At 71.6% G+C, this 18,758-nt stretch carries 15 protein-coding genes and 3 pseudogenes; 5 read left to right on the top strand and 13 right to left on the bottom strand.

Annotated elements, in window-relative coordinates; all coding sequences use genetic code 11:
* The first annotated feature begins 27 nt into the window (after nucleotides 1–27).
* Nucleotides 28–1,161, top strand: a complete 1,134-nt coding sequence (locus tag ACHMXE_RS32300) for an ROK family protein (protein ID WP_395348102.1) — start codon at nucleotides 28–30, stop codon at nucleotides 1,159–1,161.
* Here ACHMXE_RS32300 and ACHMXE_RS32295 read toward each other — a convergent pair.
* The 3 genes from ACHMXE_RS32295 to ACHMXE_RS32285 form a co-directional block, all read right to left on the bottom strand.
* Nucleotides 1,145–2,554, bottom strand: a complete 1,410-nt coding sequence (locus ACHMXE_RS32295) for an MFS transporter (protein ID WP_395348100.1) — start codon at nucleotides 2,552–2,554, stop codon at nucleotides 1,145–1,147. The genes ACHMXE_RS32300 and ACHMXE_RS32295 overlap by 17 nt on opposite strands.
* Before the next feature lie 127 nt (nucleotides 2,555–2,681).
* Nucleotides 2,682–3,635: a tripartite tricarboxylate transporter substrate binding protein gene (locus tag ACHMXE_RS32290; protein ID WP_395348099.1), complete on the bottom strand. Its 954-nt coding sequence runs from the start codon at nucleotides 3,633–3,635 to the stop codon at nucleotides 2,682–2,684.
* A gap of 56 nt (nucleotides 3,636–3,691) precedes the next feature.
* Entirely contained in the window at nucleotides 3,692–4,816 is a 1,125-nt protein-coding gene (locus ACHMXE_RS32285; RefSeq protein WP_395348098.1) for a TauD/TfdA family dioxygenase, read from the bottom strand.
* A 94-nt stretch (nucleotides 4,817–4,910) separates the two neighbouring features.
* On the opposite strand from ACHMXE_RS32285, the gene ACHMXE_RS32280 reads away from it, so the two are divergent.
* On the top strand, nucleotides 4,911–5,480 hold the full coding sequence (locus ACHMXE_RS32280) for a LysR family transcriptional regulator (RefSeq protein ID WP_395348096.1): 570 nt from the start codon (nucleotides 4,911–4,913) through the stop codon (nucleotides 5,478–5,480).
* A 131-nt stretch (nucleotides 5,481–5,611) separates the two neighbouring features.
* On the top strand, nucleotides 5,612–5,812 hold the full coding sequence (locus tag ACHMXE_RS32275) for a hypothetical protein (protein ID WP_395348095.1): 201 nt from the start codon (nucleotides 5,612–5,614) through the stop codon (nucleotides 5,810–5,812).
* Nucleotides 5,813–5,846: 34 nt separating this feature from the next.
* On the opposite strand, the gene ACHMXE_RS32270 is transcribed toward ACHMXE_RS32275, so the two are convergent.
* Nucleotides 5,847–6,668 carry an Ig-like domain-containing protein gene (locus tag ACHMXE_RS32270; protein ID WP_395348094.1) on the bottom strand — a complete coding sequence of 274 codons (822 nt, stop codon included), beginning with the start codon at nucleotides 6,666–6,668 and terminating at the stop codon, nucleotides 5,847–5,849.
* Nucleotides 6,669–6,745: 77 nt separating this feature from the next.
* Here ACHMXE_RS32270 and ACHMXE_RS32265 point away from each other — a divergent pair, with 77 nt between their 5' ends.
* Nucleotides 6,746–6,928: a hypothetical protein gene (locus ACHMXE_RS32265; protein WP_395348093.1), complete on the top strand. Its 183-nt coding sequence runs from the start codon at nucleotides 6,746–6,748 to the stop codon at nucleotides 6,926–6,928.
* 897 nt (nucleotides 6,929–7,825) lie between these two features.
* On the opposite strand, the gene ACHMXE_RS32260 is transcribed toward ACHMXE_RS32265, so the two are convergent.
* The 6 genes and pseudogenes from ACHMXE_RS32260 to ACHMXE_RS32235 all read right to left on the bottom strand — a co-directional run bounded on the left by ACHMXE_RS32260 (nucleotide 7,826) and on the right by ACHMXE_RS32235 (nucleotide 14,603).
* A complete protein-coding gene (locus ACHMXE_RS32260) occupies nucleotides 7,826–8,635 on the bottom strand; it encodes a TolC family protein (protein WP_395348091.1) in 810 nt (269 codons plus the stop codon).
* A gap of 79 nt (nucleotides 8,636–8,714) precedes the next feature.
* A pseudogene (locus ACHMXE_RS32255) lies at nucleotides 8,715–9,350 on the bottom strand (TolC family protein); the annotation flags it as partial.
* A 32-nt stretch (nucleotides 9,351–9,382) separates the two neighbouring features.
* The gene (locus ACHMXE_RS32250; RefSeq protein WP_395348089.1) at nucleotides 9,383–10,501 is read right to left on the bottom strand and encodes an ABC transporter permease; all 1,119 of its coding nucleotides are present in this window, start codon (nucleotides 10,499–10,501) and stop codon (nucleotides 9,383–9,385) included.
* 13 nt (nucleotides 10,502–10,514) lie between these two features.
* A pseudogene (locus ACHMXE_RS32245) lies at nucleotides 10,515–11,646 on the bottom strand (ABC transporter permease).
* The gene (locus ACHMXE_RS32240) at nucleotides 11,643–13,346 is read right to left on the bottom strand and encodes an ATP-binding cassette domain-containing protein (protein ID WP_395348088.1); all 1,704 of its coding nucleotides are present in this window, start codon (nucleotides 13,344–13,346) and stop codon (nucleotides 11,643–11,645) included. The pseudogene ACHMXE_RS32245 and the gene ACHMXE_RS32240 overlap by 4 nt, the downstream one beginning before the upstream one ends.
* A 240-nt stretch (nucleotides 13,347–13,586) precedes the next feature.
* Nucleotides 13,587–14,603 (bottom strand): HlyD family efflux transporter periplasmic adaptor subunit, encoded by a 1,017-nt coding sequence (locus ACHMXE_RS32235; RefSeq protein WP_395348086.1) that lies wholly within the window; start codon nucleotides 14,601–14,603, stop codon nucleotides 13,587–13,589.
* Between the two features lie 209 nt (nucleotides 14,604–14,812).
* Between ACHMXE_RS32235 and ACHMXE_RS32230 the strand changes: the two genes are divergently transcribed.
* Entirely contained in the window at nucleotides 14,813–15,454 is a 642-nt protein-coding gene (locus ACHMXE_RS32230) for a TetR/AcrR family transcriptional regulator (protein ID WP_395352894.1), read from the top strand.
* Here the strand turns inward: ACHMXE_RS32230 and ACHMXE_RS32225 are convergent.
* From ACHMXE_RS32225 to ACHMXE_RS32215, 3 genes and pseudogenes are all read right to left on the bottom strand, one after another.
* Nucleotides 15,432–16,811: a phospholipase D-like domain-containing protein gene (locus tag ACHMXE_RS32225; RefSeq protein ID WP_395348084.1), complete on the bottom strand. Its 1,380-nt coding sequence runs from the start codon at nucleotides 16,809–16,811 to the stop codon at nucleotides 15,432–15,434. The genes ACHMXE_RS32230 and ACHMXE_RS32225 overlap by 23 nt on opposite strands.
* A gap of 46 nt (nucleotides 16,812–16,857) precedes the next feature.
* On the bottom strand, nucleotides 16,858–17,523 hold the full coding sequence (locus tag ACHMXE_RS32220) for a glutathione S-transferase family protein (protein WP_395348083.1): 666 nt from the start codon (nucleotides 17,521–17,523) through the stop codon (nucleotides 16,858–16,860).
* Nucleotides 17,524–17,550: 27 nt separating this feature from the next.
* A pseudogene (locus ACHMXE_RS32215) lies at nucleotides 17,551–18,673 on the bottom strand (5-methyltetrahydropteroyltriglutamate--homocysteine S-methyltransferase).
* Nucleotides 18,674–18,758 lie beyond the last annotated feature (85 nt).

The raw sequence follows: 18,758 nt of genomic DNA, 5'->3' as shown, positions 1-18,758 counted from the left end.
GGCCCTGGGCGCGGCCACACTGGGTCCATGAAGAAGTCCACGACCGCGAACAAGAAGCCGAAGCCCGAAACGGCAACGCCCAGGAGCAAGCGCGAGGCCGGCGAGTCCGCGTCGCGCATCGATCTTCCCGGCCCCGACGTCCACGGCTTGCGCGAACTGCCCAAGCTGCAGGTCGACGGCTACAGCCTGCAGCTGCGCGACAACGAGGGCTTCATCGGCGACCAGGCGAGCCAGACCGCGTTCCGCGCGCTGCTCGAGCGCTGGCGCCGCAAGCATCGCAGCGACGGCACCGATCCGCTGGGCCTGCGGCATTCGCGCGACATGAGCAAGAAGGAGCTCGACCGGCTGCTGCGCGGCCAGAAGGTCAGCGACGCGGCCAACGTGATGCACAGCGCGATCGGCGAGTTCGCGCAGGAGCTCGCGGCCGTGATCCAGCGCTTCCTGCGCCAGCCTTCGTGGGAGAAGGTCGAGCGCATCGTGGTGGGCGGCGGCTTTCCCGAGAGCGAGGCCGGCGAGCGTGCGATCCTAGAGGCCGGCGCCATCCTCGAGGAGATGGGCGTGCACGTGCAGCTCGGCCGGCTCTCGCACGAGGTCGACGACGGCGGGCTGATCGGCTGGGTGCACCTGACGCCGCCCGAGATGCTCAAGAAGCACGACGCGATTCTCGCGATCGACATCGGCGGCACCAACGTGCGCTGCGGCATCGTGAAGACGCGCCACCGCAAGGCGCGCGACTTCTCGCTCGCGAAGGTGGTGCGGCGCGAGAAGTGGCGCCATGCCGACGAGAAGCCCAGCCGCACCAACTTCGTCGAGCACGTGGCCGGCATGCTCGAGGACATGGTGCGCTATGCCGAGCGCAAGAAGATCCGGCTCGCGCCCTTCATCGGCATCGCCTGCCCGGGCCTGATCCGCAAGGACGGCTCGATCGCGCGCGGCGCGCAGAACCTGCCGGGCGACTGGGAGAGCGAGAACTTCCATCTGCCGAGCGCGCTGTGGCGCCGCATGCCGATGATCGGCTCGGGGCCGACGCTGGTGCTGATGCACAACGACGCGGTGGTGCAGGGCCTGAGCGAACTGCCGTTCATGCGCGACGTCGGCCACTGGGCGGTGCTGACCATCGGCACCGGGCTGGGCAACGCCAGCTTCACCAACCGGAAGTAGTTAGACCGCCAGCGCCCGCCGCCGGAGCCGCATGAAGCTGAACACGGCGGCGCTCGCCGCGCACGCGGTGCCCAGCCACAGCGCGTACACCGCGCCATTCGTGCTCGACACATGGAAGCAGGCCGCCACCAGCGCCGCGCCCGAGGACTGGCCCAGCAGGCGCACCGTGCCGACCATGCCGCTGGCGCCGCCGCTGCGCGAGGCCGGTGCCGATCCCATGATGGCGCGCAGGTTCGGCGACTGGAAGAAACCGAAGCCCGCGCCGCACAGCGCCATGCGCCAGACGATGCCGGCCACCGTGGGGTGCGGCGGCAGCAGCGCCAGCGACAGCAGGCCCAGCGCGAGCAGCGCCAGACCGACGCCGCAGAGCATGCCCGACTCGTAACGGTCCCGACAGGCGCCCGGCCACGGGCGCCATCGCGGCCACCACCAGCGGCCACGGCGTGATGAGGAAGCCGGTCTCGACCTGCGAATAGCCGAGCAGCGCCTGGAACAGGAAGGGCAGCGAGATGAAGGCCAGCGCCTGCGCCGCGAACGAGCACACGGCCGTGGCCGCCGACAGCGCGAACACGGGATTGCGCAGCAGGTCCACGGCCAGGATCGGCGCCGGATGCCCGGACTGGCGCTTGAGCAGCCAGGCCAGCAGCCCGAAGCCCAGCACCGCCTGCACGACCACCGATTCGGCGGTGGCCTGGTGCGCGGCCTCGGTGAGCGTGGAGGCCAGCAGCGCGAGCGCGGCGGCGCACAGCAGCGCGGCCAGGCCGTCGAAGCCGTGGCCGTGGCGCTCGGTGGCCGGCAGGAAGCGCAGGCCGTAGAACACCGCCACGGCGCAGATCGGCACGTTGATCAGGAACAGCCAGTGCCACGAGCCCAGCAGCAGCACCAGCGATGCCGCCGTGGGCCCGCCCGCGAAGGCCAGCCCCACGACGAGCGCGTTCACGCCCAGCCCGCGCCCCAGCATGCCCGAGGGGTAGATGACGCGCACCAGCGCGCCGTTCACGCCCATCACGCCGGCGGCGCCCAGGCCCTGCACCACGCGCCAGCCGACCAGCGCGGGCAGCGAATCGGCCAGGCCGCAGCCCAGCGAGGACACGGTGAACAGCACCAGGCCCCAGAGGAACACGCGCCGGTGGCCGAGCACGTCGCCGAGCGCTGCGGCCGGCAGCAGCGCGGCCACCATCGCGAGCTGGTAGCCGCTGACGACCCAGGTCGAGGCGGCCTCGCTCACGCGCAGTTCGTTGGCGATGGTGGGCAGGGCGGTGTTGGCGATCGCGGTGTCGAGGCTGGCCACGCACACGCCCAGCATGACGGCGAGCAGCGAACCGAAGCGTTCGTGGGCCGGCAGGCCCGGGCCGACCGCATGGATCTCTTGACGGGAAAACAGGGAGGCCATCGCTCGCGGAAAGAAGAGGGCTGCGGCGTCCGGCGACGCCGTGGGAGGATGCGAAGGCTAGTCTTAAGGGGAAACCCTTGCAGGCGCTCGGAGAAGCGCGTCGCGGCCCGCGGCGCCCGCTCGCCGCTCACTCGGGCTTGGCGCCGGTCGCCGCCACCACCTTGCCCCAGCGCGTGATCTCGCTGCGCACGAAGGCGCCGAACTCGTCGGGGCCGGTGCCCATCGGCACCAGGCCCTCGTCCCTGAAGCGCGCGCGCATGAGCTCGGAGCCCAGCGCGGCGCGCGCGGCGTCGGCGATGCGCGCCACCAGCGGCGCTGGCATCTGCGCCGGCCCGAACAGGCCATACCACGAGCTGTACGCATAGCCGGGCAACACCTCGGCCACGGCCGGCACGTCGGGAAAGGCAGCCAGGCGCTTCTCGCTCGTCACGCCCAGGGCCTTGAGGCGCTTCGCCTTCACGAGCTGCTGCACCGTGGCGACGCCCGCGAAGGCCAGGTCGATCTGTCCCGCCACCACGTCGGCGATGGCCGGCCCGGTGCCCTTGTAGGGCACGCCCACGATGTCGATGCCCGCGTCGCGCTTGAGCATCTCGCCCGCCAGGTGGTTGGCGCTGCCCATGCCCGCGATCGCCACGTTGAGCTTGCCCGGTTCGCGCTTCGCCAGCGCGATCAGCTCGCGCACGTCGTTGGCCTGGAGCGTGGGCCGCGCGATCAGGATGGCCGGCAGGCTGGCGATGCCGGCGAGCGGCGTGAAGTCCTTCAGCGGATCGAAGGGGAGGTTCGAGTACAGCGAGGCATTGATGGCGTGGCTGGTGTAGCTCAGCAGCAGCGTGCTGCCGTCGGTGGGCGCCTTGGCCACGGCCAGTGCCGCGATGTTGCCGGCCGCGCCCGGGCGGTTGTCGACGATGAACTGGTGGCCCAGGCGCGTGGTGAGCTCCTGCGCCAGCGCGCGCGCCACGATGTCGGTGCCGCCGCCCGGTGTCGCGCCCACGAGCAGGCGCGTGACCTGCTGCGCGCGAACGCCGAAGCTCGCGAGTGCCGAGGCGCTGGCGCCCGCGGCGATGAATCTGCGTCGAAGCATGCTTGTCTCTCTTTCGTTGTCATCGGGGGCCGGGCCGGCCGGTGCCGGCGCGCGGTTCAGGCCAGGGCGTCCGCCGCCAGCCGCTTCGGTCGCCAGGGCTCGAGCCGCATGTTCAGGGCCTGGGCCTGCCGCTGCTCGTAGGCCAGGAACTCGGACGTGATCGCGCTGCCGCGAACGCCGCCGCGCACCGCGCCGGCGCGCACGTCGCCGTAGTACTCCTCGAAGGCGGCGGGCAGCGGTTGCGACGAGGGGATCGCGAGCCACAGGCGCAGCAGGTGGCGCTTGTCGTCGGGCGCCTCGAAGTCCTCGAAGGGCGTGCGCGAATGCAGGGTCACGTAGTTGTTGAGCAGCTGCAGGTCGCCGCGCTCCAGCGTCATCGAATAGCACAGCAGCGGGCTCGGCATCAGCTCGTCGAGCAGGTCGAGGGCCTCGACCTGCAGCGGCGTGAGGCGCGGCACCTCGGGGAAGTCGCGCTGCGCCGCATCGGTGTTCTTGCGGTTGGTGCGCGCGGCGAAATGCACCGGGTCGCTGCCGAAGATCGGGCAGCGGTAGAACGGCGGCTGCGACGGATCCTGCGTGCCCTGGTAGCTGTGGAAGAAGGGCTGCTGCAGCACCGGGATCAGGTCGGGGCGCAGGCGCTGCACCTCGTCGCGCAGCCGGATCGAGCTGATGACCTTGCTGGTGCCGCCGCTCTTGGCCGTGCGCCGGCACAGCAGGCCCACCACGTCGCACGAGTCCTGGTGGAAGTCGAGGCCGGCGCTGGTGTTGTAGCCGCGGCCGCCCTTGACCTTGTAGTCGCCGCCTTCGTCGCGCACGTCGTTCATGACCTGGCTGGCGCGGTTCTGCGTGCGGCCGACGCCCATGTGCAGGCTCATGCCCCAGTAGGCGGTGCGCGTCTCGTCCTCGCTCCATTCGTCGACCGGGAAGCCCTTGAGCAGGCACATGCCCCAGCGGCCCTGCGTGGTCGCGATGGCGCGGGCCAGCGCTTCGCGCGAGGCCGCGGGCAGCGGGAAGTCGGCCTGCGTCATCGAGAGCAGCGGCTTGCCGAGCGCGGCCGCATGCCGCAGCGCCGAGCGAAAGCCGTCGACCTCCGTCTCGCTGAGGCGCTGGATCCAGGAGCTGTCCTGGCGCACCTCTTCGGCGGTCCAGGCAAGGGGGGCGGCGGGTTGCGTGTCTTTCATTCGATCGGGTCCTCGGGTGTCGTTCGAAAAAGTCTAGGACCGCACGATGCAAAGAAAAAGCGACACTATTTCAAGTCTTAGATAAGGAAATTTGATGAAGATCGATGCCTTCTCCACGCTCGACGCCGTGCTGCGCGGCGGCACCCTGGCGGCTGCCGCGCACGAGATGAACCTCACGCCCAGCGCCATCAGCATGCAGATGAAGCAGCTCGAGGCCTACCTGGGCCAGCCGCTGTTCGACCGCTCGGGCCTGCAGGTCAAGCCGATGAAGCTGGCGCACGAGGTCTCCTCGGTCATGCGCGATGCGCTGCAGCAACTCGAGTCGCTGCGCAAGCGCGCGACCGTGAGCATCGAGGGCAGCGTGCGGCTGGGCGTCATCGAGTCGATGCAGCCCATCGTGCTGCCCGCCACCATGCGGCTGCTGCGCGAGCGCTATCCGCGGCTGGAGCTGCGCCCGGCGCGCGGCCGCAGCGCGTCGCTGATCGCGGCGGTGAAGGCCGGCGATCTCGATGCGGCGCTGGTGGCGCAGCCCGAGAGCGGCGGTTCGGCACGGCTGCGCTGGCAGCCGATGCTGCGGCGCGAGCTGGTGCTGGGTGGCGCCGCCCACGGCCACCGAAAGCTCCGTGGCCGCGCTGTTCAAGCAGTACGACTGGATCCGCTATGACCGCTCCACCGTCACCGGCACGCTGGCCGCGCGCTTCGTGAGCACGCAGGTGCGCGAGAAGCGCGGCACGCTGGAGTTCGACAGCACGCCCGCCATCGTGGCCATGGTCAGCGGCGGTCTCGGGCATCTCGGTGGTGCAGATCGCGGACCCGGGGCTGGTGGCGACCTACCCGGTGCGCATCGTGCGGCTCGGCCGCGGCGCGCCGATGCTGCAGCTGTCGCTGGTCACGCGCAAGACCGACGACGACAGCCGCACGCTGGCGGCCATGCGCGAGGCGATGCACACGGCGCTGATGACGGCGCAGCGGCAGCGCAGCGACCGCGGCATGTAGGGCCGCGCTACAGGTCCTCGGGCCGCAAGCCGCCCTACAAGTCCTCGGGCCGCAAGCCGCCCTCGACGCGCACGCCGCCCGACACCGCCGCGATGTTGCCGGCCGCGTCCGAGGCACGCACCTCGATCACCGCATGGCCGGCGCGCGCCGGCGTCCAGTTGCACACGTAGGGCGCGGCGCGCAGCGTGCAGACGGTGCGGCCGTCGGCGATGAACTTGAGCTCGGCCACCGCCACGTTGTCGGCCGCGCTCGCGGCCAGGCGCAGCGGCAGGCCGGCGGCGGCGGTCGGCGGCGCGACGAAGGCCACGGCGGGCGGCAGCGTGTCGGCCGGCGGGTTGACCATCACGTTGGCCGAGGCCACCGCCGTGTTGCCGGCCGCATCCATCGCGATCACGCGGATGGTCTGCATGCCGGGCGCGGTCGGCGTCCAGCTGCAGGTGTAGGGCGGGGCGGTGAAGCTGCAGATCGGCAGGCTCTGCGCGCCCATCACCTTGAGGCCCCACACGCCCACGTTGTCGACCGCCACCGGCGCCAGCGTCACCGGCTGGCCCACGGTGGCCATGGCCGGGGCGGCCAGCGAGACCACCGGCTTGTGCTCGTCGGGCAGGCCCAGCGGCAGGTCGATGGAGAACATGGCCTGGCCGCGCACCGCCTTCTGCTCGAAGGCATCGAAGATGGTGAACCAGCTCGCGCCCGGCGCGCGGCCCGGTGCCTGCGCCTTCACCAGCAGGTTGGTCTTGCCGACCGCGAAGCAGGTGAAGCCGCAGCGCCAGTCGAAGACGAAGCGCCCGCCCGCGTCCGACACGCCCTGCGCGATCGGCTCCAGCGGCTTGCCCGCGCCCGGATCGCGCCACACCCGAGACCTGCGCGCCAGGCAGCGCCGCGCCGCCTTCGCGCTCGCTCACGCGCACCTGGGTGGCGGTGGTGCCGGCCATGAACTTCGAGCTGCCGAGCTTGGGCCAGTTGCTCCAGTCGGTGTCGAGGTTGGCCTTCGTGCCCTCGGTGAAACGGATCATCTCGAGCGTGGCCACGCGGTTGGCCGCGGGGTCGAAGCGTTCCTCGAACACCGTGCCCAGCAGCGGATCGAGCCGCCAGTGCTGGCGCGGCCACCAGTAGCGGTCGGCGGGCTTGGTGAGGTCGAGGTCGGCCTTGGGCGCGACGTCGGTGGTGTCGGCCACCGCGATCGCGTTGTAGTACTCGCCCGAGCCGGCGCCGAACACGTGCTCGAGCTCGTGCAGCAGGGTCTTGAGCTGGCGCCCGAGGTAGTCCTTCTCGGTCGACTCGACGGCGCCGGGCGCGATGGCGCGCGACAGGCGCAGCGGATCGTGGATCGCGGTCCAGTTGAGGTTCCAGGTCGCGCCGCGCGCCGGAAAGGTCCAGCTCATCGTCAGGCCGCCGTGGCTGTAGCCGCGCGTCGACTTGTTGATGCAGACCGCGATCTCGCCGTTGACCAGGCCGTTGAGGCTGCATTGCGGTGCCTGGGCCGGTGCGATCCATTGCAGGTCGGCGGCGGGATCGAAGCCGAAGCCGCGCACCGATTCGCGCGTGAAGACGGTGTTCACGTCGGCCACGTACTGCGCCAGCCGGCGGCCGGCCTCGGCGCCGCCGATCTCGGCCGCGAGCTGCGGATCGACGAAGAACTTCAGCCGGTGGACGCTGGCGGTGCCACGGCCGATCTCGTCGAGCACGACCGCGCCCGAGGGCGATGCGACCAGCAGGGTCACCGCCCCCAGCAGGGCGGCGCACAGCCGGCGTGCGCCGGCTTGCAGCGAGGAGAAGGCTCGCATCGGTCTTCCCCGCGGCGGGGGCGCAAAGCGCGAACGGTCGGCGCCGGGAGCCGGCCGTTCGCCGTGCGCGACCCCCGTCGGGCGGCCCTGCGATGCAGGGGGTGCCGGGAGCGCCGATCGGGCCGCGCCTCAGGGGCGCGCGGGCAAGACCCATCCGTCAACTACCGAAACCGGTAGTAATTCTAGATGGATTGTGTGTTTGTGTTTCAAACGTTGTTGCAATGTATCAAATTGGCGGCCCCGATGCCGCCGCGGCGACCGCTTCCTGGGGCGGCGCGCTGCCCAGCGCCTTGCAGACCGCGACCCAGTCCACGGCCAGCCGGCTGCGGCTCTGGGCCCGGTCGCGCTGGGCCTGCAGCAGGGTGCGGCGGGCATCGAGCGCCACGCCGAAATCGGTGAGCCCGCCCGCGTAGCGCGCCTGCGCGAGCGCCAGCGCATCGGCGCTCTCGCGCTCGCGCTCGGCCAGCTCGGCCTGGCGGCGGCGCTCGGCCGCATAGGCGCTGAGCGCGCCATCGATCTCGTGCCAGGCCTTGAGCACCGTCTGCTGGAAGGCGACCGCCGCTTCCTGCTGCTGCAACTCGCGCAGGGTCACGGTGCTGCGGCGCCTTCCCATGTCGAAGATCGGCAGGCTCAGCGAGGGGCCGACCTGCCACTGCCGGCTGCCCCAGTCGCCGAAGCGCTCGTGGCCCACCGATTCGTTGCCGAAGCGCGCGCCCAGCGTCACGCGCGGATAGAGCTCGGCCACCGCCACGCCCACGCGCGCGGTGGCCGCATGCAGCTGGGCCTCGGCCGCGGCGATGTCGGGCCGCCGCCGCGCGAGTTCGGCCGGCAGGCCCAGCGCGAGTTCGGGCAGGGCGCGGTCTTGCGCGGTGGCATCGGCCGGCGCCGCGAGCTCGGCATTGAGCGCGCCCGGCGCGGCGCCGAGCAGCAGCGTGATCTGGTTCATCGCCTGCGCCTCCTGCTGCAGCAATGCCGGGATGCGGCCGCGCAGCTCGGCCAGCAGGCCGCGCTGGCGCACCGGGTCGAGCTCGGTCACGAGGCCGCCGCGCGCGCGGGGCCTGCACCAGCTCGAGCGACTCGCCGGCGGCCGCGAGGTCGGCGCGCGCCAGTTGCAGCTCGCGCTGGCTGCCGCGCAGCTCGACGTAGTTGCGCGCGACCTCGGCCTGCACGCTGAGCTGCGCCTGCCGCAGCAGCGCGGCCGAGGCGGCGCTGTCGGCATCGGCGGCCTCGACCGCGCGCCGCACGCGGCCCCAGAGGTCGATCTCCCACGAGGCGTCGAAGCCGGCCTGGTAGAGGTCGAAGGGCTGCGACAGCGAGCGGATCAGCTGCTCGCGGTTGCTGGCCGACGAACCGATCGCGTCGATCATGCGCGTGGCCGCGCCGCTCTCGCTCTGCCGCTGGCGGTTCACGCCCGCGCTCGCCTCGAGTTGCGGTCCCCGCTGCGCCGCGGTCGCGCTGCGCTGGGCGCGGCTCTGCGCGAAGCGCAAGGCGGCCGTCTGCAGGTCGTGGTTGGCCGCGAGCGCGCGTGCCTGCAGGCGCTCGAGCAGCGGATCGCCGAAGGCCTGCCAGTCGCTGGTGGCGGCCGAGGCGCCGGCGCGCCGTTCGGCGCCCAGCAGCGCATCGGCGCCGCCGTGCCAGGCCGACCAGTCGGCGGGGGCCTGCGGCTCGGCGGGCCGATGGTCGGGGCCGACCGCGCAGCCCGACAGCGCGAGGGCGAGCACCAGCGGCGCGAGGGCATGAGGGATGGACATGTCTTCTTCTCCAGACGTGGGATGGCGCGCGTTCAGGCGAGCCGGTTCCGGAACAACCAGGCGGCCAGCGGCAGCGTGACCACGGCGATGACCGAGAGCGGAACGAGATTGGCCGCCACCGTCGAGAGCCCGACGCCCTCGAGGTAGACGCGCTGCACCAGGTCGATCGCGAAGCGCAGCGGGTTGGCCAGCGTGGCCATCTGCAGCAGCTCGGGCATGTTGCGCACCGGCGTGGTCAGGCCCGACAGCAGCATCATCGGCATCAGCAGCACGAAGGTGTAGAGCATGGCCTGCTGCATGTTGGCCGACACGGCCGAGATCGACAGCCCGATGCCCACGCTCGCGACGGTGAAGAACACCAACCCGGTGTAGAGCGTGAACAGCGAGCCCGCCATCGGGATGCCGAACCAGAAGCGTGCCACCAGCAGCACCAGCGAGGACTGCACCAGCCCCACCAGCACCGGCGGCAGCGCCTTGCCGACCATGATCTCGAGCGGCGACATCGGCGTCACCAGCAGTTGGTCGAAGGTGCCCTGTTCGCGCTCGCGCGCCACCGACAGCGCGGTCAAGAGCAGCGTCTGCACCATGCTGAGCGCGGCGATCATGCCGGGCAGCAGGTTCCAGCGCGTCTCGAGGTTGGGGTTGAACCAGGCGCGCGATTCCACGGCCAGCGGCGCCGGCGCCAGGCCCGCGCGGCTGCGCAGCTCGGCGTTGTAGTGCTCCACCACCGCGCCCACGTAGCCCGCGGCCGAGCCCGCGGTGTTGGAGTTGCGCGCATCGAGGATCAGCTGCACCGGCGCGCGCTGGCCGGCCGCGAGCCGCTGCTCGAAGTCGGGGCCGAGCTGCACCACCAGCAGCGCCTTCTGCGTGTCGATGACCTCGCGGATGTCGGCCTGCGTGCGCAGCGTGGCGACGCGGTGGAACACGCCGGTGCCGTCGAGCCGCGCGACCAGCTCGGTGGCCGCGCCGCCATGGCTCTGGTCGAGCAGCGCATAGGGCACGTTGCTCAGGTCGTAGGTGGCGGCATAGCCGAAGATCAGGCTCTGCATCAGCGCCGGCACGACCAGGATCACGCGGCTCGCGGGGTCCTTGAGGATCGCGAGCAGTTCCTTGCGGCAGAGGTTGGCGATGCGCAGCAGGAAGTCGAACATGGTGCGGGTCCTTTCAGTCCAGGCGCTTGCGCGTGACCGCGCGCGCCAGCGCCAGCAGGCCCACCGCATAGGCGGCGAGGATGGCGCAGTCGCGCCAGATCAGCGGCCAGACGTCGCCCGCGAGGAACAGCGTCTTGACCAGCTCCATGAAGTAGGTGGCCGGCAGCGCATGCCCGATCACCTGCACCGCCAGCGGCGTGTTGCGCAGGTCGAACAGGAAGCCCGACAGCATCATCGAGGGCAGGAAGGTGGCGATCAGCGCCACCTGGCTGGCGAGGAACTGGTTGCGCGTGATCGAAAGAGATCACCAGGCCCAGGCTCACCGCCACGACCAGGTAGAGCATCGAGCTCAGCACCACCACGACCAGCGAGCCGTACATCGGCACCGCGAACAGGAAGCGCGCGGCCAGCAGGCACAGCGCCAGCCCCAGCATGCCGACCGCGAAGTAGGGAACGATCTTCGCCAGCAGGATCTCGACCGGCCGCACCGGCGTGACGAACAGCGCCTCGAGCGTGCCGCGCTCCCATTCGCGCGCCATCACCAGCGCGGTGAGGAAGGCGCCGACCAGCGTCATGATCAGCACGATCAGCCCCGGCACCAGGTACCAGGTGCTGGTGTTGGCGGCGTTGAACCACATGCGCTGCTCGACCGTCACGCTGCCGATGGCGGGCGCGGCGCTGGCGTTGCCGCCGCGGTCGGCCTGGCGCAGCGCCGACTGGCCGATGGCCGCGTTGAGGTACTGCAGCACGATGGTCGCGCGGCCCGCGTCGGCGCCATGCACAATCACCTGCACGCGCGCCTGGCCGGCCGCGAGCGTGCGCGAGAAGTCCGAGGGCACACGCACGATGGCGTCGATGCGGCGCTCGCGCATCAGCTGCTCGGCATCGTGCATCGAGGCCAGCGGTATCGGTGCGAGCGTGGGCGAGAGCTGCAGCCCGGCCATCGCCTCCTGCGCGCCGGGCGAGGCGTCCTCGAACACGATCGCCACCGGCGCATGCTTGACGTCGAGCGACATGCCGTAGCCGAAGATCAGGATCAGCACCATCGGCAGCAGGATGCCGATCGCGAGGTTGCTGCGGTCGCGCAGCAGCTGCCGGAACTCCTTGCGCGTGAGCGAGACCAGGCGGGACCAGAAGCCGCTCATGTTTTCTCCTTGCGCGCCTTCTCGACGATGCCGATGAAGGCCTGCTCCATGTCGATGCGGCGCGCATCGTGCTCGCCGTGTGCGTCGCCCAGCGCCTGCGCGCGCACCTCGCGCGGCGTGCCGATGGCCAGCAGCCGCCCCGCGTCCTGGATCACGATGCGGTCGCAGTACTCGGCCTCTTCCATGAAGTGGGTGGTGATCACGACCGTGGTGCCGGTCTCGGCCAGCGCGGTGATGCGGCGCCAGAACTCGCGCCGCGCGAGCGGGTCGGCGCCGCTGGTGGGCTCGTCGAGGAACAGGATCTCGGGCTCGTGCAGCAGGCCGGTGGCCATCGCCAGGCGCTGGCGGTAGCCCCCGGGCAGCTGGCCGCTGGGCGCGTCGATCTCGCGCGCCAGGTCGAACTGGCGCAGCACCGCGTCCATGCGCTCGCGCAGCCGCGCCCCGCGCAGGCCGTAGGCGCCGCCGAAGAACTCGAGGTTCTCGCGCACGCTGAGGTTGCCGTAGAGCGCGAACTTCTGCGAGACGTAGCCGATGCGCCGGCGCGCCTGCGCGCGCGCATGGCGCAGGTCGACGCCGGCCACGCGCAGCTGCCCGCCGCTGGCCGGCAGCAGGCCGCAGAGCATGCGGAAGGTGGTGGTCTTGCCCGCGCCGTTGGGGCCCAGCAGTCCGAAGATCTCGCCGCGGCGCACGCTGAAGCTGGTGCTGGCGACGGCGGTGAAGTCGCCGAAGCGGCGCACCAGGTCCTTGACCGCGATGACGGTGTCGCCGGGCGTGGAGGAGGAGGGCGCCGGCTGCCGCGCGATCGGCTCGGCGGGCTTCGGCGCCGGCTTTTCCTGCGTGCGCAGCAGCGTCATGAAGCCGTCTTCGAGCCGCGGCGCCACGGGTTCGGCGGCCGCGCCCTCGAGCAGTGCTTCGATGCCTGCCTGGTCCGTGTTGTCGCGCCGCACGAAGCGCACCTCGCCGCCCTGCGGCACCGCGTCCACGATCTGGGCGCGCGCATCAAGCAGCCGCGCCTGCAGCCGCCGCGGCGCCTCGCCGGCCGGCGGCGCCGCCACGAAGCACAGGCCCTGCGCGCGGTCGCGGATCTCTTCGGGCGCGCCCTGCGCCACGAGCCGTCCCTCGCGCAGCACGAACACGCGCGCGCAGCGCTCGGCCTCGTCGAGGTAGGCGGTGCTCACGATGACCGAGAGCTTCTCGTCGTCCACCAGCTGCTGCACGATCTGCCACAGCTCGCGCCGCGACAGCGGATCGACGCCCACCGTGGGCTCGTCGAGCAGCAGCAGCTCGGGCGAGCGCACCAGCGTGCAGGCCAGCCCGAGCTTCTGCTTCATGCCGCCCGAGAGCTTGCCCGCGGGCCGGTCGGTGAAGCGGCCGAGGTCGGTCATCTCCATCAGCCGACCGTAGCGCGCGCGCCGCTCGTCGCGCGGCACGCCGTGCAGGTCGGCATAGAGGTCGAGGTTCTCCTGCACGCTGAGGTCGTCGTAGAGGCCGAAGCGCTGCGGCATGTAGCTGATGCGGTCCTGCACCGCCTGCGGGTCGGCGGCCACGTCGATGCCGAGCACGCGCAGCTCGCCGGCATCGACGCGCAGCAGGCCGGCCATCAGCCGCAGCAGCGTGGTCTTGCCGGCGCCGTCGGGGCCGACCAGCGCGGTCAGCGTGCCGGGCGGCACCTCGAGCGCGATGTCGTCGAGCGCGTGCACGGTCTTCTTCGCGGGCTTGACGACGAAGCGCTTGTGCAGGCCGCGCGCCGAGGACGGCGGGGAAGGGGCTCGGCATTCAGCGTCCCTTCCGGGTCTTGCTCCTTCCCCCTCTGGGGGAAGGCCGGGATGGGGGCCGTGGGCGGTGGAACGGCTCGCAGCGATGGTGCGGCCCGGAGCCCCCCCCCCGGCCCTCCCCCAGCGGGGGAGGGAGGAATGCGCAGCGGTGGTCGGCGAACGGCATCACCGGCCCGTCGTCGAAGCGGCGTCCAGCCGCAGCGTGACGGTGGCCGGCATGCCCAGCCGCAGCCGGTCCTCCCTGTCGTCGACCATCACGCGGATCTCGTAGACGAGGCTGCTGCGCAGCTCCTCGGTCTGCACGGTCTTGGGCGTGAACTCGGCCACCGAGGCGATGTAGCCCACCTTGCCCGCGATCGTCTGGTCGGGCTGGCTGTCGGTGGTCACGCTGGCCTCCTGCCCGGCCTGGATGCGGCCGAGATCGGGCTCGGCCACGTAGGCCCGCACCCACTTGGGATCGGTGATCGCGAGCGTGAAGGCCGGGCGCTGCGGCGAGGCCATGTCGCCGGGCTCGAGCAGCCGCGCGCGCACCACGGCGTCGATCGGCGCCTTGAGCTCGGCCTCCTCGAGCTCGTGCTTCATCAGCGCGAGCTCGGCGCGCGCCGCCTCGAGCTGGGCCTGGGCCTGGCCGATGTCCTCCTTGCGCGGCCCGCTCACCACCAGTTGCCGCGCCTTGCGCGCGTTGTCGAGCTGGGCCTGCGCGACCTTGCGCCGCGCCTGCGCGCTCTCGAGGTCCTGCTGGCTCACCGCGCGGCCCGCGGTCGACTGGCCGATGGCCTGCAGCCGTGCGAGCTGCTGCGCCGCGAGCTCGGCATCGGCCTGGGCGGCGCTCACCTGGGCCTCGGCCTGCGCGATCTCCTCGGGCCGGCTGCCGGTCTTCAGCCGCAGCAGCGCCTGTTCCTGCACGCCGATGCGCGCCTGCGACTGCGCCACGCGCAGCGCCAGGGTGCGGGTGTCGAGCCGGCCGATGACCTGGCCGGCGCGCACCCGATCGCCCTCGCGCACCGCGAGTTCGGCCACGCGCTCGCTGCCGCTGAAGGCCAGCGACACCTGGCGCAGGTCGACGTTGCCGTAGAGCACGATGCGGTCGGACGGTGCCGGCGAGCGGCCGAAGTACCAGGCGCCGGCGGCCGCGGCGGCCAGCACGACGACGGCGAGGGCGATCAGGGGTTTTTGGGTCATGGCGTTTTGGGCGAAAGCGGAAGGAGCGGCCGGGATCGTATCAAATTCAAATTTGAATTTGAAGTAGGCCGAAAGTTGGGGTAGGCTCGCGCCATGGCCAGCCGCTCCCGTTCTCCTCGTCCGACCGCTTCCTCCGCACCGTCTGCCGCCGAGGCCGAACCGACCGCGCGCGCGCGCCGCGCACCGACGGCAACACGACCCGCGCCCACATCCTCGAGACCGCGGGCCGGCTGTTCGCCGAACGCGGCTTCGCGGCCAGCACCAGCAAGGAGATCTGCACCCGCGCCGGCACCAACATGGCGGCGGTCAACTACCACTTCGGCGGCCGCGACGGCCTCTACGAGGCGGTGCTGGTCGAGGCGCACCGCCAGATCGTCAGCGTCGACGAACTGGTGGCGCAGGCCGGCAGCGGCGCCGATCCGCGCGAGCGGCTGCGCGCCTTCCTCGGCCACCTGGTCGAGATGGGCCACCAGCCGCAGGCGCCCTGGGGCTTTCGCGTGATGCTGCGCGAGGCGCTGTCGCCGTCGAGCGCGCTGCCGGTGCTGATCCAGAAGGCGGTGCTGCCCAAGGCCAAGGTGGTGCGCGGGCTGATCGGCGAGATCATGGGCCTGCCCGACGACCATCCCTCGGTGCAGCGCAGCGTGATGTTCACGGTGCTGCCGTGCATCGTGATGATGGTCGCGCCCAAGGAGCTGGGCCAGCGCGTGCTGCCCGCGGTGCGCGACACCGAGGCGCTGGTCGACGACCTGATGCGCTACGTGCTCGCGGGCCTCGAGGCGGTGGCGCGGGAGGCGGGCGGCCAGACCGCCGCCGCGCCCGCCGCGCCCGTCAGAGCTGGAAGGCGACGGTAAGCAGCAGCCCCTCGGCCACGTCGCGCAGCAGGCCCGGGCGCCGCGCGCGATAGGCCTCGCCGGCCGAGGCCGTGGTCTCGATCCACTCGGCCAGCCATTCGATCTCGTGCTCGCCGTAGAACACGACATTGGCCTCGTGGTTCAGCAGCAGGCTGCGCAGGTCGAGGTTGATCGAGCCGCACATCGCGAGCTGGTCGTCGACCACCACCGCCTTGGCATGGGCCATGAACGGCAGCATGCGAAAGCTCACGCCGGCGCGCGCCAGGTCGCGCATGGCACGCGCGCGCACGAAGTCGGCCAGCCGGTGGTTCGACTGCGCGGGGATCGCGATCGTGACCTGCACCCCGCGCCGCGCGGCCAGCCGCAGCGCGTCGCGCAGGCCGTCGCCGGGCACGAAGTAGGGCGTGATCGCGAGCAGCCGGTGCTCGGCACGAAAGCAGGCGTCGATCAGCAGCGCATGCGCGGTGTCCTCGGTCTGGTCGGGGCCGCTCGGCAGGAACTGCGCCATCGCGGCACCGGGGCCTTCGGGCACGTCCTCGGCCGTGATCGCGCGCGGCTTGCGGCTGCGCACCGAGGCCCAGTCGTGATCGAACTGGCGCGCGGCGGCGGCCGCCACGCTGCCGCGCAGGTCGAAGGACAGGTCGTGCCAGGCCTCGGGATGGGCGGCGTCGCCGTTGAAGTACTCGCAGGCGAGATTGCGCCCGCCCGACCAGAGCCAGCCGTCGTCGGCGATGGTGAACTTGCGGTGGTTGCGCAGGTTGCGCGGGCCGATGCGGCGCAGGCTGAAGAAGGGCCGGAACACCGCCACCTCGCCGCCGGCCGCGCGCAGCCGGTCGAAGTGGTGGCGCGGCAGCGTGAGCGCGCCGAAGCCGTCGAGCAGCACGCGCACCTTGATGCCCTCGCGCGCGCGCCGCGCGAGCCGCTCGATCACCGAGCGGCCGAGTTCGTCGTTGCCGATGATGAAGGTGCAGACGTCGAGCCGCTCGCGCGCGCCGTCGATCACCTCGAACAGCGCGAGCCGCGCATGCTCGCCGTCGGCATGCAGTCGGATCGCGCTGCGCCCGGGCGCCGCCAGGCCGAAGCTCTCGATCAGGTCGGCGGCCCAGTGGCCGGCCGGCGCCGAGCGCGGCGGCCGCGGCGAACCCGCGGGGCGCAGCTTGCGCTGGCCGAACAGCAGGTACATCGGCAGGATCAGGTAGGGCAGCAGCACCAGGCCCATGACCCACGCGATGGCGGTGGTGGGCGCGCGCTGCTCGCGGCGTGCGCGGGTGGTCAGCACGTAGACCAGCAGCGCGAAGGTGACGACGAGGAAATGCTGGGACGGAGAGGGGAGCCAGTCGAACCCGTTTTTCGGCATGGGCCGATGATGCCTGAGGCCGCCGCGCGCCGCCGCGCTTGCCCCCTCAGCGCCGAAGGAAGGCCGGCACGCCGCGGCCCTGCGAGGCCAGGAAGTCCATCATCGGATCGACCACCGCGCGCACCGCGGGCCGCTCGCCGACGCGGTCGCGCCAGGCCACGAGCCGCGGCGTCTCGGCGGTCATGCCCGCGCCCTTGCGGTCGGCGAACACATGGGCCATGTAGAAGGCGATGTCGGCATAGCCGTAGTCGCCGGCCAGAAACGCGCGGCCGTCGGCCAGCAGGGTGTCGAGCTGGCCGTAGAAGCGCGCGCAGGCGGCGCAGGCCTCCACCGCGGGCGGGCTCTGCATCGCCTCCTGCAGGCCGAAGAGCCTGACCACCTGCGGGAAGAAGACCTCGTCGGAGCGGTGCTCGAGCTGGCGCGCGCGGGCCCGCGCGGCCGGTTCGGCGGGCCACAGCGCGGGCTGTGGATGCCGGTCCTCGAGGTACTCGAAGATCTGGGTCGAGTCGAACAGCTCGACCGCGTCGTCGATCAGCACCGGCACTTGGCCCTTGGGGTTGATGCGCAGCACCTCGGGGTGCCTGGGGCGGTAGTTGTCGTCGCGGTCGAAGGGCACCATCACGAGCTCGAAGGCGATGCCTTTCTCGAGCGCCGCGATCTGCACCTTGGCGCCGAACATGCTGAGGGGGCCGGAGAAGATGTGGGTCGTCATGGCCCCGAGTTCAGCAGAAAGCGCGGCTCAGGTCGATCCCCAGACCTCCTGCGCGGTCTCGACCACCAGCCGCAGCTTGGCGCGCTGCGCCTCGACCGCGATGTTGTTGCCGTGCACCGTGCTCGAGAAGCCGCACTGCGGCGACAGCGCGAGCTGCTCGAGCGGCGCGTACATGGCGGCGTTCTCGATGCGGCGCTTGAGCTCGTCCTTGTCCTCCATCTGGCCGAACTTGGTGGTCACCAGGCCCAGCACCACGGTTTTGCCCTTGGGCAGGAAGCGCAGCGGCTTGAAGTCGCCCGAGCGTGAGTCGTCGTACTCCATGAAGTAGGCGTCGAGGTCCATTTCCTTGAGCAGCGCCTCGGCCACCGGCTCGTAGTTGCCGGCCGCGGGCATGGGTGCTCTTGAAGTTGCCGCGGCACAGGTGCATGGCCAGCAGCATGCCCGGCGGCTTCTGCGCCACCACCTTGTTGATGAAGGCGGCGTAGCGGTGCGGCAGCTCGTTCGGGTCGTCGCCGCGCTTGCGGGCCGCCTCGCGCATGTGCTCGTCGCAGAGGTAGGCGAGGTTGGTGTCGTCCATCTGCACGTAGGTGCAGCCGGCCGCGGCCAGCGAGCGCAGCTCGTCGCCATAGGCCTGGGCCACGTCGTCGTAGAACGTGGGGTCGAGCTCGGGGTAGGCCTCCTTGCTGATGCCGGCGCGGCCACCGCGGAAGTGCAGCATGGTCGGCGAGGGGATCGTGACCTTGGGCGTGCGGCCGGCCGAGACCTGGCTCTTGAGGTACTCGAAGTCGGCGAGCTGGATGTTCTTGACGTGGCGCACCTTGTCGATGACGCGCATCGCGGGCGGCGCCAGTTCCTCGCTGCCGTCGGGCTTGCGGATCGTGACCGGGATGTCGGTCTTCACGCCGCCGAGCTGGTCGAGGAAGTCGATGTGGAAGTAGGTGCGGCGGAATTCGCCGTCGGTGATGCTCTTGAGGCCGATGTCTTCCTGGAACTTGACGATCTCGGCGATGGCCTTGTCCTCGACCGTGCGCAGTTGCTCGGGCGTGATCTCGCCCCTGGCCTTCTGCTCGCGGGCTTCGAGCAGGTATTGGGGACGCAGGAAGCTGCCCACGTGGTCGTAGCGGGCGGGCAGGGTGGCGTGCTGTGACATGAGGATGGAACTCCGGCTTGTCTGAACGAAAGGGGTGGAACGGAACATCGTATCGCCTTGTTTGGCGACGTTGATGTGTACAGGG

The sequence above is a fragment of the Variovorax sp. UC122_21 genome, from assembly GCF_044056785.1.
Taxonomy (GTDB): Bacteria; Pseudomonadota; Gammaproteobacteria; order Burkholderiales; family Burkholderiaceae_C; genus Variovorax.
The sequence above is the reverse complement of the archived record's forward strand: the minus strand, read 5'-3'. Positions and strand labels throughout refer to the sequence as shown.

Excerpts from the sequence above, each read along its gene's own strand:
- ACHMXE_RS32300 (WP_395348102.1), top strand. The coding sequence starts at position 28 with ATGAAGAAGTCCACGACCGCGAACAAGAAGCCGAAGCCCGAAACGGCA.
- ACHMXE_RS32295 (WP_395348100.1), bottom strand. The coding sequence starts at position 2,554 with ATGGCCTCCCTGTTTTCCCGTCAAGAGATCCATGCGGTCGGCCCGGGC.
- ACHMXE_RS32290 (WP_395348099.1), bottom strand. The coding sequence starts at position 3,635 with ATGCTTCGACGCAGATTCATCGCCGCGGGCGCCAGCGCCTCGGCACTC.
- ACHMXE_RS32285 (WP_395348098.1), bottom strand. The coding sequence starts at position 4,816 with ATGAAAGACACGCAACCCGCCGCCCCCCTTGCCTGGACCGCCGAAGAG.
- ACHMXE_RS32280 (WP_395348096.1), top strand. The coding sequence starts at position 4,911 with ATGAAGATCGATGCCTTCTCCACGCTCGACGCCGTGCTGCGCGGCGGC.
- ACHMXE_RS32265 (WP_395348093.1), top strand. The coding sequence starts at position 6,746 with ATGAACTTCGAGCTGCCGAGCTTGGGCCAGTTGCTCCAGTCGGTGTCG.
- ACHMXE_RS32250 (WP_395348089.1), bottom strand. The coding sequence starts at position 10,501 with ATGTTCGACTTCCTGCTGCGCATCGCCAACCTCTGCCGCAAGGAACTG.
- ACHMXE_RS32235 (WP_395348086.1), bottom strand. The coding sequence starts at position 14,603 with ATGACCCAAAAACCCCTGATCGCCCTCGCCGTCGTCGTGCTGGCCGCC.
- ACHMXE_RS32225 (WP_395348084.1), bottom strand. The coding sequence starts at position 16,811 with ATGCCGAAAAACGGGTTCGACTGGCTCCCCTCTCCGTCCCAGCATTTC.
- ACHMXE_RS32220 (WP_395348083.1), bottom strand. The coding sequence starts at position 17,523 with ATGACGACCCACATCTTCTCCGGCCCCCTCAGCATGTTCGGCGCCAAG.